The organism is Novosphingobium sp. GV079 (assembly GCF_003058045.1).
Lineage (GTDB): Bacteria > Pseudomonadota > Alphaproteobacteria > Sphingomonadales > Sphingomonadaceae > Novosphingobium > Novosphingobium capsulatum.
On the sequence record NZ_QBUE01000003.1, the window covers coordinates 311901 to 328448 of the forward strand.

14 protein-coding genes and 2 tRNA genes are annotated in these 16548 nt (G+C 66.3%); 8 read left to right on the forward strand and 8 right to left on the reverse strand.

Annotation, left to right across the window (positions count from 1 at the left end; genetic code table 11):
• Positions 1 to 3: 3 nt before the first annotated feature.
• Together hrpB and C8K14_RS05255 are read right to left on the reverse strand one after the other, a co-directional pair.
• Positions 4 to 2550 (reverse strand): ATP-dependent helicase HrpB, encoded by a 2547-nt coding sequence (gene hrpB / locus C8K14_RS05250; protein WP_107715928.1) that lies wholly within the window; start codon positions 2548 to 2550, stop codon positions 4 to 6.
• A 71-nt stretch (positions 2551 to 2621) separates the two neighbouring features.
• Positions 2622 to 3002 (reverse strand): glutaredoxin, encoded by a 381-nt coding sequence (locus C8K14_RS05255; protein WP_107715929.1) that lies wholly within the window; start codon positions 3000 to 3002, stop codon positions 2622 to 2624.
• Positions 3003 to 3149: 147 nt separating this feature from the next.
• Here C8K14_RS05255 and C8K14_RS05260 point away from each other — a divergent pair, with 147 nt between their 5' ends.
• The gene (locus C8K14_RS05260) at positions 3150 to 3338 is read left to right on the forward strand and encodes a hypothetical protein (RefSeq protein ID WP_107715930.1); all 189 of its coding nucleotides are present in this window, start codon (positions 3150 to 3152) and stop codon (positions 3336 to 3338) included.
• Positions 3339 to 3371: 33 nt separating this feature from the next.
• On the opposite strand, the gene C8K14_RS05265 is transcribed toward C8K14_RS05260, so the two are convergent.
• Positions 3372 to 4385, reverse strand: a complete 1014-nt coding sequence (locus C8K14_RS05265) for a polyprenyl synthetase family protein (protein ID WP_022677958.1) — start codon at positions 4383 to 4385, stop codon at positions 3372 to 3374.
• 104 nt (positions 4386 to 4489) lie between these two features.
• Here C8K14_RS05265 and C8K14_RS05270 point away from each other — a divergent pair, with 104 nt between their 5' ends.
• On the forward strand, positions 4490 to 4792 hold the full coding sequence (locus tag C8K14_RS05270) for a chorismate mutase (protein ID WP_022677957.1): 303 nt from the start codon (positions 4490 to 4492) through the stop codon (positions 4790 to 4792).
• An 82-nt stretch (positions 4793 to 4874) separates the two neighbouring features.
• On the opposite strand, the gene C8K14_RS05275 is transcribed toward C8K14_RS05270, so the two are convergent.
• Positions 4875 to 5342 carry an Lrp/AsnC family transcriptional regulator gene (locus tag C8K14_RS05275; protein ID WP_054130649.1) on the reverse strand — a complete coding sequence of 156 codons (468 nt, stop codon included), beginning with the start codon at positions 5340 to 5342 and terminating at the stop codon, positions 4875 to 4877.
• Positions 5343 to 5687: 345 nt separating this feature from the next.
• Here C8K14_RS05275 and C8K14_RS05280 point away from each other — a divergent pair, with 345 nt between their 5' ends.
• The 6 genes from C8K14_RS05280 (at position 5688) to C8K14_RS05305 (ending at position 13011) form a co-directional block, all read left to right on the forward strand.
• Positions 5688 to 7547 carry a histidine kinase dimerization/phospho-acceptor domain-containing protein gene (locus C8K14_RS05280; protein WP_158271868.1) on the forward strand — a complete coding sequence of 620 codons (1860 nt, stop codon included), beginning with the start codon at positions 5688 to 5690 and terminating at the stop codon, positions 7545 to 7547.
• A 56-nt stretch (positions 7548 to 7603) separates the two neighbouring features.
• Positions 7604 to 8590: a polysaccharide deacetylase family protein gene (locus C8K14_RS05285; protein WP_107716021.1), complete on the forward strand. Its 987-nt coding sequence runs from the start codon at positions 7604 to 7606 to the stop codon at positions 8588 to 8590.
• A gap of 76 nt (positions 8591 to 8666) precedes the next feature.
• A tRNA-Ile gene (locus C8K14_RS05290) sits at positions 8667 to 8742 on the forward strand.
• Between the two features lie 152 nt (positions 8743 to 8894).
• Positions 8895 to 9704, forward strand: coding sequence for a GNAT family N-acetyltransferase (locus C8K14_RS05295; RefSeq protein ID WP_231627522.1), 810 nt, complete (start codon positions 8895 to 8897; stop codon positions 9702 to 9704).
• Positions 9705 to 9765: 61 nt separating this feature from the next.
• Positions 9766 to 9842 (forward strand) — tRNA-Pro (locus C8K14_RS05300).
• A gap of 460 nt (positions 9843 to 10302) precedes the next feature.
• Positions 10303 to 13011 (forward strand): TonB-dependent receptor, encoded by a 2709-nt coding sequence (locus C8K14_RS05305; RefSeq protein WP_107715932.1) that lies wholly within the window; start codon positions 10303 to 10305, stop codon positions 13009 to 13011.
• A gap of 88 nt (positions 13012 to 13099) precedes the next feature.
• Here C8K14_RS05305 and C8K14_RS05310 read toward each other — a convergent pair whose 3' ends face one another.
• The 4 genes from C8K14_RS05310 to fucP form a co-directional block, all read right to left on the reverse strand.
• Entirely contained in the window at positions 13100 to 13837 is a 738-nt protein-coding gene (locus C8K14_RS05310) for a GntR family transcriptional regulator (protein WP_028657496.1), read from the reverse strand.
• Positions 13838 to 14013: 176 nt separating this feature from the next.
• Positions 14014 to 14859, reverse strand: coding sequence for a fumarylacetoacetate hydrolase family protein (locus C8K14_RS05315; RefSeq protein ID WP_107715933.1), 846 nt, complete (start codon positions 14857 to 14859; stop codon positions 14014 to 14016).
• Positions 14856 to 15203: an L-rhamnose mutarotase gene (locus tag C8K14_RS05320; RefSeq protein WP_107715934.1), complete on the reverse strand. Its 348-nt coding sequence runs from the start codon at positions 15201 to 15203 to the stop codon at positions 14856 to 14858. Before C8K14_RS05320 ends, C8K14_RS05315 begins: the two co-directional genes overlap by 4 nt.
• Position 15204: 1 nt before the next feature.
• A complete protein-coding gene (gene fucP / locus C8K14_RS05325) occupies positions 15205 to 16530 on the reverse strand; it encodes an L-fucose:H+ symporter permease (RefSeq protein WP_107715935.1) in 1326 nt (441 codons plus the stop codon).
• Between the last annotated feature and the right edge of the window lie 18 nt (positions 16531 to 16548).

The following is a 16548-nucleotide window of genomic DNA, read 5'->3' on the forward strand; positions in this document are numbered from 1 at the left end:
TGCTCAGCCCTTGCGCGTCGCCTCGAACGCGTTGCGGGTCTTGAGGCTGGGATCTTCGGTCCACGGCTGTTCGGGCCAGCGATGGCGGGGATAGCGGCCCTTCATGTCCTTCACCACATCGCGCCACGATCCGCGCCAGAACGCGGGCAGATCGGCCGTGGTCTGGATCGGCCGGCCGGCCGGCGAGGTGAGCGACAGCAGCAGCGGGCGCGGCGGCTGGCCGATGGTGGGATGGCGATCGAGGCCGAACAGTGCCTGCACCCGCAGTTCCACCGCCGGACCGCCTTCGTGGGCATAGTCGATGGCATGGCCGGTCCCGGCGGGCGAGCGATAGTGCGGCGGCGCCAGCCGATCGAGCGTCTGCCGCTCGTTCCAGTCCAGCCGGTTTTCCAGCGCCTCGTGCAGCTTGCCTGCCGCGATGGCCAGATCGCGCCGCCCGGCCAGCAAGGGGGCCAGCCATTCCTCCAGATCGGCGAGCAGGGTCGCTTCGTCGAGCGCGGCCAGCCCGGCATAGCGGGCGCGGGTCAGCAGCGCTTGCGCCGCACCGCCCAGCGGCAGCGCCGCCAGCCCTTCGCGTCGCACCACATCGAGCAGCAGGGCCGTGACCGCAGACGGCTGTGGCGATGGATCGGGCACCCGCGCCAGCACGATCGCGCCCAGCCGCCGCTCCAGCCGCGCTTCCACCCGGCCCTCGCCAGCGTTCCACGTCAGGGTGTGGCGCTGGTCCATGCGGTGGGCCAGCCAGGTGGTGACATCGTCCTCGTCAAGCGCCAGCGCGCTCATGATCCGGGCGCCCTTGGCCTCTCCCTGCGCATCGCCGATCACCAGCCAGCGCGCCGTGGCCAGCGGAGAGGCGGGATCGAGGCGATAGCCGCGCCCACCGGCCGAAAGCCATTCCTCTCCGCTGGCACCGCGTGCGCGGGCGATGCGATCGGGAAAGCCTTCGGCCAGAAGCACGGCTAGCGGCGGCCTTGCTGCGTTGCGCTGGCGCCCTTCGACAGGCTCAGGGCGAACGGAACCTTGGGACACGCCCTCCACCCCGTTCGGGCTGCGCTTGTCGAAGGCCCCCCGCGCTGCCCGTTCCGCCATATTGGCCCAGCGCGCGGCCAGCTTGCGCGAAGCATCGGCCCGCGCCCCGCGATCGCCCTGCCAGCGATCGAACCGGCGGGCGAGATCATCGCCGCTGCCGCCAAGGCCGCGTTCCTGCAACAGCAGCGCCAGCCGTGCCGCATCCTGCGCCGCGCCATGGCGGGCGGCAAACAGCAGCATGTGCGCCAGCGCCGGCTCCATCGGCAGGCTGGCCATGGCGCGGCCGTGGGCAGTGATGCGCCCTTCCCCGTCCAGCGCGCCCAAGGCCGCCAACGCCGCTTGCGCTGCGGCCATGGCGGCAGGCGGTGGTGGATCGATCCAGGCCATCGCCGCCGGATCGCCCGCGCCCCATTGCGCCAGAGTCAGCGCCAGGGGGGCCAGATCGGCATTGAGGATTTCGGGCGGATCGAACGGCGCACGCCCGGCGTGGGCGGCTTCTTCCCACAGGCGATAGGCCACGCCCGGCCCCTGGCGCGCGGCACGCCCGGCGCGCTGCGCGGCGGCGGCCTGGCTGGCGCGGGTGGTGACCAGGCGGGTCACCCCTGCCACCTTGTCAAACTCTGCCCGGCGCGAAAGTCCCGCATCGACCACCACTGCCACGCCATCAAGCGTCAACGAGGTTTCGGCAATCGCCGTCGCCAGCACGATCCGGCGCCGGCCCTCGCGATCGCGGCGGATCGCGGCACGCTGACCTGCCGGATCGACCTGCCCGTGCAGCGGCAGCACCAGCGCGTGGGGCAGACGCTGCGCGAGGATTTCGGCCGTGCGATCGATGTCGCGCACGCCGGGCAGGAACGCCAGGATATCGCCTGTCTCTTCGCCCCAGGCCAGGGCAATGGCATTGGCCACGGCCTGCTCGGTGCGTAACTGCGGACTGCTGCCCAGCCAGCGAATGCGCAAGGGATGGGCCTTGCCGGCGCTTTCGATCACCGCCGCCTGGCAGTTCGCATCCGCGCCCATCAGCCCGGCAAAGCGCGTGCCGTCGAGCGTGGCCGACATCACCACCACGCGCAGATCCTCGCGCAGCACGCCTTGCGCTTCCAGCGCGAGCGCCAGGCCAAGGTCGGAATCGAGATGCCGTTCGTGCGCTTCGTCAAACAGCACGGCCGAAACGCCGGTCAGTTCGGGATCGGCCAGGATCGTGGCGACAAAGATCGCCTCGGTCATCACCAGCACGCGGGTGCGTGCCGATCGCTTGCTGTCGAGCCGGGTGAGATAGCCGACCGTCTCGCCCGGCGCCTCGCCCAGCAGGTCGGCCATGCGCTCGGCCGCAGCGCGCGCCGCCACGCGGCGGGGCGACAACAGGATCACCGTGCCGGTGCACCATGCCTCGCCCAGCAAGGCCGTGGCCACCGTGGTCGTCTTGCCCGCGCCCGGCGGCGCGATGAGCACGGCATTGGGGCTGGCGGCCAGGGCAGCCAGCAGATCCGGCAAGACGGCGTGGATGGGCAGATCGGTCACCCGCCTGCCCTTATCGCCTTGGCCCGGCCTTGGCGAGGGCCGGCACAGCGGCGCGCCAAGGCCCCGCTACATCAGCCTTGCGCGCGCAGCTTTTCCAGTTCCTGCTGCTCGGCAAAAGCCTCGCGCAGGCGGCGGAATGGCCCGGCCATGACATATTGATAGAACGGCGCCGTCGCGGGATCGAGCCCGACCTTTTGCGCATAGAGCGCGACGATGGCATCGGAATCGGCGATGAAGCGGCCCGGCTCCACTTCCAGCGTGGGAAAGGTCACCTTGTCGAGATGCGGCGCCAGAGCCGCACGGATCGGCGCTTCGTCCTCGTCACCGGGCCAGAAGGCCCGCAGGTCCACGCTGTCGAGCTGCCCGGCCTCGGCCAGGAAGGCGACCGCCTTGAGGCAGAACGGGCACGAACGCTTGAGATAGAGGACGGGACGGAACGGGGTCGCAGTCATGAGCCATGCCTTTATGCGTTGGGAAACAAGCCAGTAGCGCCGAATCGGGCCAAACTTCCCATGAGGACCGATGCGACGCGGTCAGAACCATGATACCACAATGGGCAACGGTGCCCGATCGCGGCACGGCCTGCCCCGAGAGGACCCATGTTTCTTGACCTGAAAGATCCGTGGCCGCCAGCCCCACCCAATCGCCAGCCCGAACCGGCGCCCAGGCTCACCCCGCGCCGGCAGCGCATCGTGGTGGTGCTCGTGGCGATCAACCTGGTGATGATGCTGATCGGCCCGCTGGCCGGCTCATCGGTGATCGAAGGACTGGTGCACGTGTTCCGCTGAAACGGCGCAGCACCAGGCTTCGTCACGCCCTGATCAATACCGCCGCGCGACGGCGAATTCGGCGGCCTCGCCCATCGCCGCCTTGGCCGCGCTGGCGGGGAAGCCGGCAATGGCGTCAATCGCGCGCTGGGCATAATGGCGCGCCCGCTCGCGCGTGGCATTCACCGCATCATGCTTGCGAATCAAGGTGATGGCATGGGCCAGATCAGCGTCGCTGTTGCGATTGCCGGCGATGGCATCGCGCCAGAACCCGCGCTCTTCCTCGTTGCCGCGGGCATAGGCCAGGATCACCGGCAGGGTCATCTTGCCCTCGCGGAAATCGTCGCCCTGGTCCTTGCCCATTTCCGACGCGTCGGAATCATAGTCGATCGCATCGTCCGCCAGCTGGAACGCAATGCCCAGGTTGCGGCCGTAGGCGTCGAGCGCCAGTTCGTCTGCTTCGTCCCGCTCGGCCACCACGGCGGCAATGCGGCAGGCAGCGGCGAACAGGGCTGCGGTCTTGGCGTTGATGATCGAGAGATAGCGTTCTTCGCTGGTTTCCACCTGCCGCTGCGCCACCAGCTGGTCAACCTCGCCCTCGGCAATCACGGCCGATGCGCCCGACAGGATGCGCAGCACCTTGATCGAGCCGTCCTCGACCATCAGTTCAAAGCTGCGCGAGAACAGGAAATCGCCCACCAGCACGGTGGCCGGATTGCCATAGATGATGTTGGCGGCCTTCTTGCCGCGCCGCATGTCCGATCCATCGACCACGTCGTCGTGCAGCAGGGTGGCAGTGTGGATGAACTCCACCGCTGCGGCCAGCTTGAAATGGCGGCTGCCGCCATAACCCAGCAGCGCCGCCCCGGCGAGCGTGAGCATGGGGCGCATGCGCTTGCCACCGCCGGCGATGAGGTGGCCGGCCAGCGCCGGGATCAACGGGATACGCGATTGCATGCGATCGAGAATCACGGCGTTGACGCTGTTCATGCCGTCGGCCACCAGCGCCATCAGCGGCGCCAGCGAGGGTTCGGCCTTGCGGGGGAGCGTATGGAGGGTAGCAGTCATTGCTGCCCGCTTGGCGCGTGGTGCACGGCTTGGCAAGTCGCAAGTTGCACGGTAGCGGCAGAGCGACACTTTTGCATACCCCACTGACAAAGGCCCGAAAGCACATGAGCGCATCCGCCGAAGGCACCGATCCGGTTCTGGCCGGCTATCGCCAGAGCATCGACAACATCGATGCCGCGATGATCCACATCCTGGCCGAACGCTTTCGCATCACCCAGGCCGTGGGTGCCTACAAGGCCGAAAAAGCCTTGCCCGCCAGCGATCCCGGCCGAGAGGAGCGCCAGATCGCGCGCCTGCGCAAGCTGGCCGAGGATGCCCGGCTCGATCCGGAATTTTCCGAAAAATTCCTGCGCTTCGTAATCGAGGAAGTGATCCGCCACCACAAGCAGGCCAAGGCCGCGCAGTAACCCGCGCGGCGGCTCCCTGCCCTAAAGGGCGCCCGCCACCACTCTCCCCTCCTCTAAAGAGGATGGGGAGTTAAGGCCCGCTTCACTCGGTGAATGGAACGCCCGGCACCTGCTTGGCGGTGCGAATGGTAAGCGAGGTCTTGACGCTGGCCACATTGGGCGCGGGCGTCAGCTTGCTGGTCAGGAATTCCTGGAAGCTTTGCAGATCGCGGCTGACGATCTTGAGGATGAAGTCGATCTCGCCATTGAGCATGTGGCATTCGCGCACTTCGGGCAGCGTGCGCATGTGCTCTTCGAACTGGCGCAGCGATTCCTCGGCCTGGCTTTTCAGGCTGACGAGCGCAAAGACCGTGATCGCGAAACCCAGCTTGGCCGGATCGAGATCGGCATGATAGCCGCGGATCACGCCGGCCTCTTCCAGCGCGCGCACGCGGCGCAGGCAGGGCGGCGCCGTAAGGCCCACGCGCTGGGCCAGTTCCACGTTGGTTACGCGGCCCTCATCCTGAAGCTCGGCCAGCAGCCGCCTGTCAATTCCGTCCAATGTCGCCATGTTCGTGTTCTTTAGCCGCTCGACCCGCAAGATTGTGCGTCACCGCTGGCAGTGAAGCTAATATTATTAGCTCATATCGCAATTGTCCTGCAATGCAACGCACCATCACCAAAGCCGGTGCATAGTGTGGAAAAACCCGCTCCACGATGAACGGATCACCATTCACCGCATGGTGGGCGGGTTCGCCACACTTTCTTAAAAACCTGACCGATAAAGGCACAAGGATGAGTTCCGAAACGGTCCGTAACCGGCTTGCCTCTCGCCAGGCATTGCCCCATGGCAGAAGACCGCACAACAGGATGCCTTGGCGCCAGAGCGATGCCTGCCGATCTTGATCCTTCCCTGATGCCTGCGCATGCCGCAACGGCTGGCGCCGCCCTGGTGGTGGACGATCGGCTGGAAACCGTGCTGCGCACCCGCGCCGCCGGGCCGGCGGGCATGCGGGTGCAGTTCCGGCAGCTGGCCGATCTGCTTGGCCGCGTGGCGCCCGATGCCTGGGCCGCGCCGCACGATGCCGCCCTTGCCCGGCTCGATGCGCTGTTCCACGAAATCGCCACGGCGCCCGGCGGCCATGAGGGCGCCGCCGCACTGCTCGCCGGCACGCCGCTCGGCCATCCCCGCCTGGTCAGCCATTTTGCCGCGCAGGCGCCGCGCCTGGCGCTGGCCGCGATCCGCGCCGCCCGGCTTGCCGAGGCAGACTGGCTCGCGCTCGTGCCGCGCCTGCCGATCCACGCGCGCGGCTTCCTGCGCCACCGCCGCGACCTGAGCCCTGCGGTCGATGCCTTGCTCGCGCGGCTGGGTATTGATGACTTTGCGCTGTCCGCGCCGGTTGATCAGATGGCTAAGGTCGATCCGATCGTGGCGCAGGCGCCGCCAGCAGAGCCGATAGAGGCCGTTCTGCCCGAATCGCCCGCCCCGTTGCTTTCTGCCAGCGCGAGCGAGGGCATCGGCGCGATCGTGCGGCGGATCGAGGCGTTCCGCCGCGACCGTGAGGCGCGCCCCACCGGTGCCGCCAGCCCCGGCGCTCCTGCCCTGGCCACTGCGGCTGATCCGCACCCGCGCCTGCCTTTTGCCGACGAGCCACCGGCCACCGCACTGCGCCCGGAAAGCATCGCCATCGCGATCGATGCGCTCGGCACGGTGGTTGCCGCCGATGCCGATTGGGCGCCGATGCTGGTCGGCCATCGCCCCTTCACCGCGCAGCCGCATGCGCCCGCGCGGCTCGATGCGCGCAGCACCCGCGCCTTTGCCGCGCGGCTGCCGATCACCGCCGGGCTGCTCATGCTCGATGGTGCGCCGGCCGTGGCGGGCGCCTGGCAATGCGATGCCGTGCCGGTGTTCACCCGCGCTGGCGGCGCCTTTGCCGGCTATCGCGCCTGCCTGCGCCGCCCGGCCGCAACCCAGGCCAGCGCCCCGGCAGAGGCCGAGACTCCAGTGGCCCAGGGCGCCGATCGCCTGCGCCAGACGCTGCACGAGTTGCGCACCCCGATCAATGCGATCCAGGGCTTTGCCGAAATGATCCAGCAGCAGGTATTTGGCGCCACGCCGCACCAATACCGCAGCCTGGCCGCCAGCATCGCGGCCGATGCCGCCCGCATGCTGGCCGGGTTTGAAGATCTGGAACGGCTGGCCCGGCTGGAAACCGGCGCTGCCGAGATGCCCGCGCCCGACAGCGGCATCGATCTGGCCGCGCTGGTCAGCCGGCAGTTGGCCCAGCTCGATCCGGTGATCGGCCCACGTGAAGTGCGCCTGCGCTGGCAGCCCCCGGCAGAACCGGTACGGGTTGCAGCCCCCGCGGCCGAACTCGAACATGCGATGTGGCGCCTGCTCGCGGTAATCGCCAGCACGGCGGCGCCGGGGGAGCGCCTGGCCATCACGTTCGCCGCGCCCGTTCCCGGCGATAGCGCGCCCGCAGCCGTGCGCCTCGACCTGCCATTGCCGGCAACGCTCGCCATGCGCGACGATGCCACGCTGTTTGCCGCCGATGGCGCCCGCAGCCAGGGCGGTGGCCAACAGGCCGGCGGCCTGGGCCCTGGCGGCATGATGGGCAATGGCTTTGCCCTGCGCCTGGCGGCAGCGGAATTGCGGGCCATGGGCGGTGGCTTGCGCCGCGAAGGTGCGCGGCTGCTCGCACAGTTGCCCGCTGCTGTCTCGCCGCACGATTTTGTCGGCGGCGATAGCGCCATCCCGGCGCAGGCGGGCTGACCACGGTGCCATCGCGGCTTGGGGGCGAAGGCGAGCGCCAGGGCGCACCGGCGCGGATCAGCCGCCCGCCCCCGCCCGATGCCCGCGTGCACTTTGCCCCTGAATTCGGGCAGCGTTTCGTCGTCACCGTCGACACCGAAGAGGAATTCGACTGGGCCAAGCCGTTCGAGCGTACCGGCCACGGCCTGAGCCATGTGCCACGCCTCGCCAAGTTCCAGCAGTTTTGCGAGGGGTTCGGTGTCGCCCCGATCTATCTGATCGACTATCCCATCGCCAGCGATCCGGCCGTGGGCATGGCGCTGGGCGATGCCGTTCGCCATGGCCGCGCCGAAATCGGGGTGCAGCTGCATCCCTGGGTCAATCCGCCGCACCAGGAACAGCTGAACGTATTCAACAGCTTTGCCGGCAATTTGCCACCGGCGCTGGAACGCGCCAAGCTGGTCAAGCTGCGCGACACGATCTCGGCCGCGTTTGGCCAAGCGCCCCGCATCTATCGCGCCGGGCGCTATGGCGTAGGGGCGGCCACGGCGCAGATCCTGGCGGAATCGGGCATCGCGATCGATACCTCGGTACGCAGCCATTTCGATTATTCCAGCCAGGGCGGCCCCGATTTCACCGCGCTGCCGCTGCATCCCTGGTGGGTCGATCGCCAGGGCGGGCTGATGGAATTGCCGCTGACCACGGTATTTTCCGGGGTGTTGCGGCGTCAGGGGCCATGGCTGTTTCCGCGCCTATGGCGGGTGCCACGCCTGCGCGGGGCGATGGCCCGCGCAGGCTTGATGAACCGCGTGCCCTTCACGCCCGAAGGCGTCACTGCGGCCGAGGCCATCCGCTGCATCGATCTGACGCTGGCCGATGGCCTGCCGATCCTGGTGTTTTCGTTCCACAGCCCGTCGCTGCGCCCTGGGCACACACCTTATGTGCGCGATGCCCGCCAGCTTGACCAGCTCTATGACTGGTGGCGCGTGGTGTTCACGCACCTGGCCTGCTGCGGCATCAAGCCTGCCAGTGTGTCTGACATCATGCAGGCCGCCCTGATCTGAAACCGCCATCGCGCTGCGCCGCATACGCTTTCTTGCCAAGTGCGCGGCAGCGCTTTAACGGCATGGGGCGCAACGGGGGCCCGTAGCTCAGTGGTTAGAGCTGGCCGCTCATAACGGCTAGGTCGCGGGTTCAAATCCTGCCGGGCCTACCACCACCCCGCGAGCATGGCGGCGCTGCATTTGCGGCGCTGCAATTACGACAGGCGCGCGACACGCTTGCCACAAATGACCCACGATCATCATCATTCTGCAAAACCGGCGTCATGCCCGTGCGCTATCGCGTTCCGAACGGAGGGCGCGTTCGATGGGCGAAGTGATCGGAATGGACAAGCGGCAGCGGCGTCTGGCCGTGCGGTTGGCGCGCGACGGCGCCGATCTCGTGGCAGTGCAGAAGCTGCGCTGGCAGGTCTTTTTCGATGAAATGGGCGCCCAGGCCCACGGCTTGCTCAGCCAGCTTGACGCTGATCCCTATGATGCGCTGTGCGATCATCTGCTGGTGATCGATGAAGACCAGCCCGGCACCACTGTGCCCGATGGCCAGGTCGTGGGCACCTATCGCCTGCTGCGCGAAAGCGTGGCGCGGGCGGCGGACGGGTTTTACAGCGCCGGCGAATTCGATCTTGCCCCGTTGATGGCCGGTGAAGGCAGGGTCGGCGGCGAACTGCTGGAACTGGGCCGGTCCTGCGTGCTGCCGACCTTCCGCACCAGCGCCACGATTTCCCTGCTCTGGCGTGGCATCGCCGATTACATCGCCGCCCACGATATCGGCCTGATGTTCGGCTGCGCCTCGTTTTCCGGCATCGATCCCGATGCCCATGCCGCCGCGCTCTCGTTGCTGGCGCACACCTGCCTGGCCCCGGCAGAACAGCGCCCGCAGGTGCGGCCCAATGCCCGCTGCGCCGTGCCGCTCGAACGCCTGCCGCGCGGCAGCTATGACGAGCGCCGCGCGATGCTGGCGCTGCCCCCGCTGATCAAGGGCTATCTGCGTTGCGGCGCGCGCTTTGGCGATGGCGCGTTCATCGATCACGCGTTCAACACCGTCGATGTCTGCGTCGTCCTGCCGGTGGAACAGATCAGCCAGCGCTACGCCACCCGCTTCAGCGTGGCAGCATAATCCCCGGCTGCAACTTCGCGCTTGCACGCAACGCCCTGCAAACCTAAGGGCATGCTCGTGTCGGGGAGTAGCGCAGCCTGGTAGCGCATCTGCTTTGGGAGCAGAGGGTCGCAGGTTCGAATCCTGTCTCCCCGACCATTTCCATCATCTGACATCGCCAAGCCATACCGCCCCACGCCAGGGGCGGTAGCGGCGAGCATTCTTGCGTGAGGCGCACCGGCGCCATCGCCCCGCGCCACGCCGCGCAAAACAGTACCAATCAACAACTGGTTCTTATTCACACCGCCAGCGCCGCCCCGCGCTGATTCGCGGTGCCATCGGCGTTTGCGCGTTTCACCCGCCGGAATGACAGCGCCGTCCATCATTTTGGGCACCAATTTTTATATATAAATTTCATTCTCATAGAGAGAATATGAAACATATTGAAGACATTTCCAATTTTTTCCTGGATTCTCGAAGTGTGACATATAACATATGCATAACCAAATGGGGGTTTGGTAACAAAATGGGCCTCATCCCCAGACGGGAAAAGTTACGTGGCCGAACCGGGCTTCGGCGAGGGATCAGCGCGGTGCGCTGAAAAACTGGGGGAATGGGAATGAACGTGCGGCGCTTCCTTTTGATCGCCACAACCGCGATGGTCGCGATGCCGATTGCGGCGCAGGCGCAGACCGCTGCGGAAGGACCGGGCGAAACCGCTTCCAGCAGTTCGGGCGATGGTTCGGGCATCGTTGTCACCGGCATCCGCGCCAGCTTGCGCAACGCCATCGAGATCAAGCGCAACGCCAACTCGATCGTCGACGTGATCAGCGCCGAAGACGTGGGCAAATTCCCGGATAGCAACGTGGCGGAGTCGCTGTCGCGCCTGCCGGGCATCACCGTCGACCGTCAGTTTGGCGAAGGCGAGCAACTGTCCATCGCCGGCGTGGAGCCCGCGCTAAACCGCCTGACGATCGACGGCCACTCGGTCGCCTCGGCCGACTGGGGCGGCAACCCATCCGACCGTTCGAGCCGCAGCTTCAACTACTCGCTGCTTTCGCCTGCGATCATCAGCCAGGCCGTGGTCTACAAGACTCCCGAAGCCCGCCTGCAGGAAGGCGCCATCGGTGCCACCGTCGATGTCGTCACGCGCAAGCCACTCGATCTGGCTGCCAACACCATCCGCTTCAACGGCGGCTATGAATACAACGATCGCGCCAAGCGCGGCAGCTTCCGCGGCGGCGGCCTCTACAGCTGGAAGAACGCCGATGAAACCATCGGCATCCTGGCAGCGGTGAACTACGACAAGGAGCAGCTCAGCCGCGCCGGCGTGGCCGTGTACTGGTATCGTACCGGTCAGGCCCTGCTCGATAACGCGCCCGCCACCGCCACGGTCAACGGCAAGCCGATCTCGGCCCTGTCGGCAACCGAACGGGCTGATTTCTCCGACGCCCGCTTTGCCTCGTTCCTGGCGCGCGAGTTCTTCAAGCAGGATCGCGAACGCCTGGGCTTCAATGGCGCGATCCAGCTCAAGCCAGCCGACAACCTGGTGCTGACCGCCACTGGCCTGGTCATCCGCGGCAACTACGACAACGTGTCGAATTCGATGTATACCTACGGGTATGAAGGCTCGCGCCTGATCTCGGCCAAGTATGGCAACGGCCTGGTCACCGAAGCGACGTTCTCGGGAATTCCGGCTGGCCAGACCGGCGCCACCGGCCAGCTCGACACGCTCTATCGCCGCACCCGCATCAAGAACGACACCTACTCGCTGGCCTATGACTGGAAGCCGGAAGGCTGGGCGATCACCGGCAATGTCGGCTATACCCGCGCCTCGGGCGGCAAGGATCCCGAATACCTGCTCGATTTCCGTACCCAGCAGGGCTTCACCTCGGGCGCCAATGGCCGCAACACGATCGTCAACTGGGACCGCCCGGCCACCGATCCCACCAAGTGGCTGAGCAACTACACCGCGCTGGGCGGCGAAAACGTCACGGCCACCGATGGCCGCAAGTTCTTCGGCCGGCAGATCGGCGGCATTCCCACCCAGTCAGGCTTCACGGTCGACAAGGAATGGTACGGCGAAGCCAACTTCGTGCGCGACATCAACGTCGGCCCGTTCAACAAGCTGCTGTTCGGTGGCCGCTACAGTTCGCACCAGAACAGCAACACCACCTACAGCAACGCGATCTTCACCAACCAGAATTTCACGCTGGCTGATCTTGACTACAACGTGCTGAACTCGGGCCTTTACAATGGCCTGGGCACTTCGGGCAACGGTGCGCCCTATGTCGGCATGGACAAGGACGGGATCATCGCCACGCTCAAGAAGTATGGCAACTTCACCGACGATCGCGGCCTGTCCAAGGGCGATTACTGGCTGGTCAACGAGCGCATCAAGGCAGCCTATATCCAGGCCAACTTTGAAAGTGGCAAGCTGCGCGGCAACATCGGTGGCCGTTTCGTCAGCACCAGCGTGGAATCCAACTTCTACGCCCAGAGCGGCTCGACCGTGAACCTGGTGCAGTACAACAAGACCGACAACCGCTTCCTGCCTGCCCTCAACGTGATCTACGATGCCGGGCAGAGCGTGGTGCTGCGCGGTGCGGTCGCCAAGGTCATGGCGCGTCCGCGCTATTCCGACCTTGCCGGCTATCTCTCGCTCGATGACAGCACGCTGAGCGGCGGCGGCGGCAACCCCGACCTCAAGCCCTATCTCGCGACCAACTTCGGTCTTTCGGCCGAGTGGTACTTCGCCCCGTCCAGCTTCCTCTCGGGCGAAGTGTTCTACCGCGATATCAGCAACTACGTTGGTAACGAAACGCTCGACACCACGCTGACCAACCCGATCACCGGCCAGACCCGCACCTATGCGATCTCGCGCCCGGTCAACGGCGGCAAGGCAACCGTCACCGGTTTCTCGCTCTCGGGCAATACCAACCTGATCTGGGGCTTCGGCATCCAGGCCGCCTACACGTTTGCCGATGCAGACACGCAGGCGTCCACCGGCCTGCCGTTCCTGTCGCGCAACACGATCCAGATCTCGCCCTACTATGAAAACGGGCCGTTCCAGGCGCGGGTCAGCTACAACCGTCGCTCGAAGTACTTCTACCGCTTCGGCCGCCAGCAGTCGCAGGACTATACCGACGCCTATCGCCAGCTCGATGCGCAGATCTCGTATACCATCAACGATCACGTGCAGGTGACGGCGACCGCCTCCAACCTGCTGGACGAAACCTATTACCAGTACAGCTCCGATCCCAAGGCGCCCACGTCGGTCTACAAGAACGGCCGCGTGTTCTCCGCCAGCGTGACCGGGCGCTTCTAAGACCCTGAAAGCCACAACCCTTGCGTGGTATGGCCCGCTTCCTGAAAGGGAAGCGGGCCTTTTTTCTGCAAGATGTGCTGGGCGCCGATCAGCCGGCGTTCAATTCCGCGACCACGTCATAGGCATCGCCCCGGTAATAGGACTGGGTATATTCCACCGCGCGTCCATCGCCCAGGAACCCGCGCCGCTCGATCAGCAGGCCAGCGTGGCCGGTTTCCACCCCCAGGCGCCGCGCCTGCTCCCCGGGGAACGGCATGGCGCGCAGCCGTTGCAGCGCGCGCACCGGGCGGTTGCCCTCGGCTTCCAGCGCGGCATAGAGCGAATCCTTGACGGCATCGATCCCCGCCAGGCAATCGGCGGCGATGGTCGAGGTTTCGAACGCCATCGGCACATCATCGGCAAAGCGCAGGCGCTGAAAGCGATAGACCTGCCGCCCCGGCGACAGGCCCAGCGAGAGCGATTCCTCGGGCGTGACCAGCCCAGCCGAGCGCGACAGCCATTCGCTGCTCGGCTTGCGGCCCCGCGCCAGCATGTCTTCGGAAAATGACGAGAGCTTGGAAAAGCTCTTTTCCACGCGCGCAGCCACATAGGTGCCCGAACCACGCCGACGCACCACCAAGCCTTCCTGCGCCAGGCCATCGATCGCCTTGCGCACGGTAATGCGCGACACGCCATATTCGAGAGCCAGATCCCGTTCGGCCGGGATCATGTCATCCTGGGTCAGGACCTTGGTCTCGATCGCCTGGCGCACCAATTGCTGAAGCTGCAAATAGAGTGGCGCGCGCAGGTCTTCGCGCAATCGACCAACTCTCTGCACGAAGGACATCATGTTCGCCTCGAAACCACGCGCTCGTATTATTCGGCCAGACTAGAGTACCGACCCTTTCGAGACAACTGGCATCATAGGTTACATATTGGGCCGTACCGCCACGCAAAAGCCGCGCCAGGCGCAAAGGCCCGGCGCGGCTTGCATGCTGCGCATAATTGAAGCGCCAGCCCGGTTCAGGGCGCGGCGACGACCACCTGGCGCTGGGTGCCAAGCTTTTCGATGCCCAGTTCCACCACATCGCCCACGTCGAGGAACACCTGCGGGTTGAGGCCCAGGCCCACGCCGGCGGGCGTGCCGGTGGTGATGATATCGCCGGGCTGGAAGCTCATGAACTGCGACATGTAGCTGAGCAGGAAGGCCGGCTTGTACACCATGGTGCGGGTCGATCCGTCCTGGTAGCGCTTGCCGTTGACTTCGAGCCACATCGCCAGTTCGCCAGGATCGCCCACTTCATCGGCGGTCACCAGCCAGGGGCCGATCGGGCCAAAGCTGTCGCAGCCCTTGCCTTTCATCCACTGGCCGTGGCGCTCGATCTGAAATGCCCGCTCCGACACGTCGTGGCACACGAAATAGCCGGCGATCGCGGCGCGCGCGGTGTCCTCGTCGGCATAGCTGACATGGCTGCCCACCACGAACGCCAGTTCCACTTCCCAATCGAGCTTGGTGCTGCCCCGCGGCTTGATCACCGGATCGTTCGGCCCGCAGATGGCGCTGGTGGCCTTCATGAACGCGACCGGCTCGGGCGGCACGGTAGCGCCGGTTTCGGCAGCATGGTCGGAATAGTTGAGGCCGATGCACACGAACTTGCCCACGCCGGCTACGCACGCCCCCAGGCGGCCAGGCTGCTCAACCGCCGGCAGCGTGGCGGGATCGATCGCGCGCAACTGGTCAAGCACGGCGGGCGAGAGCGTATCGCCGGCAATGTCGGCGACTACGCCGGACAGGTCACGCACCACTCCCTGGGCATCGAGCAGGCCGGGGCGTTCTGCCCCCGGGTTTCCAAAACGCAGCAACTTCATGCTTGGTCCTTTGTGTCTAGATGATCGGCCAGATTGAAAATGCGATGGGCCGCCAACCATTTCACCCCTGGCGGGGCGGCGTCCAGCGGCTTTTGCAACGGGTCCATGGTGCGCTCCCACGCATGTGAGTCAGCGCTGGCTACGCGATCTGTGGCGGGGGCATCGCCGGTGGTTTCGGTAATCATCACCAGGCGATCGGCCACGCGATAGATTTCCATCACGCGCACGCCCGATCCGACAATGTCGGAGATCACGCCCGCCGGCACGCGGCCCGGCTGGTGCCAGGCATCATAGGCGGCGGCCACGCCCGCGTCTGCCAGGTCGAGCAGGAAAACCTCACGCATGTCAGCCTCGCTCCTGTGCCACGGCGCGGGCCGCCTGCGTGCCAAACCATGCCACCACCATGAAGCTGGCCAGCGGCACGACCATGCCGGTCTTGAGCGAATGGAGATGATCGCCGATCAGCCCGACCAGCGGCGGGAACACCGCCCCGCCAATGATCGCCATGATCAATAGCGAGGAACCCAGCTTGGTCTTGCTGCCCAGGCCAGAGACCCCCAGGGCAAAGATCGTGGGAAACATGATCGACATGAAGAAGCTCGAGAGCCCCAGCGCGATCACCGCCGTCCACCCGCTCGCCATGATGGCAACGGCACAGAGCCCGGCCGCGATCACCGCAAACAGCGTGAGCAGCCGCACCGGCGGAACCCGCTTCATCAGCGCGGTGCCGGCAAAGCGCCCGGCCATGAACGCCATCAGGCTATAGCCCAGCAGATGCGCCGCGCGCATTTCGCCGATGCGCGTGGCATCCTGGGCAAAGTTGATGAAATAGCTCCAGATCGAAACCTGCGCGCCGACATAGAAGAACTGCGCGATCACCGCCTTGCGCAGCAAGGGCGCGGCGGCAAGGCTGCCGCCCTCCCCCTGCGCCGGCTCGTCCACGGCGGGAAACCGCGTCAGCCGCACGACCAGCGCCAGGAACAGCACCAGCAGGCCAAGGCCAAGGTAGGGCAGTTGCACCGCCAAGGCTTCCTGCGTGCGATAGGCCGCCACTTGCGCCGGGGCCATTGCCGCCAGCTGCGCCGGCGTACGCTCCACCCCGGAAAAGATCAGCGCCCCGCCCACGAACGGCGCCACAAACGCGCCCAGCCCGTTGAAACTTTGCGCCAGATTGAGCCGCCGTGCCGCCGTGCTGGCCGGCCCCATCACCGTGATCAGCGGATTGGCCGCCGTTTCCAGGAAAGCCAGGCCCGCCGCAATGATATAGAGCGCCCCCAGGAAAAAGCCGAACGCCTGGACATGCGCGGCCGGCCAGAACAGCAGCGCCCCCAGCGCATAGAGCACCAGCCCGATCAACAGCCCGTTGCGATAGCCCACGCGGTTCATCACCCACCCCGCCGGCAGGGCAAAGGTGAAATAGCCGAAATAGAACGCGGTCTGCACCAGGCCCGACTGCATCCGCGTGAGATCGAGCGCCTTTTGAAACTGCTTGATCAGGATATCGTTGAAATTGTTGGCCAGGGCCCAGAGGAAAAACATCGAGCAGACCACGGCAAAAGCCACCCGTGCGCCGCGTGCCACCAGGGGCAAGGCGCGCTGGGTGTCCGCGGATGCACGGTCGGCAGGGCCGCTTTCTTCCTGCTCGCTCAAGCCGATGGTGATCGGGGCCATGGTAACCTCTCGTTGGAT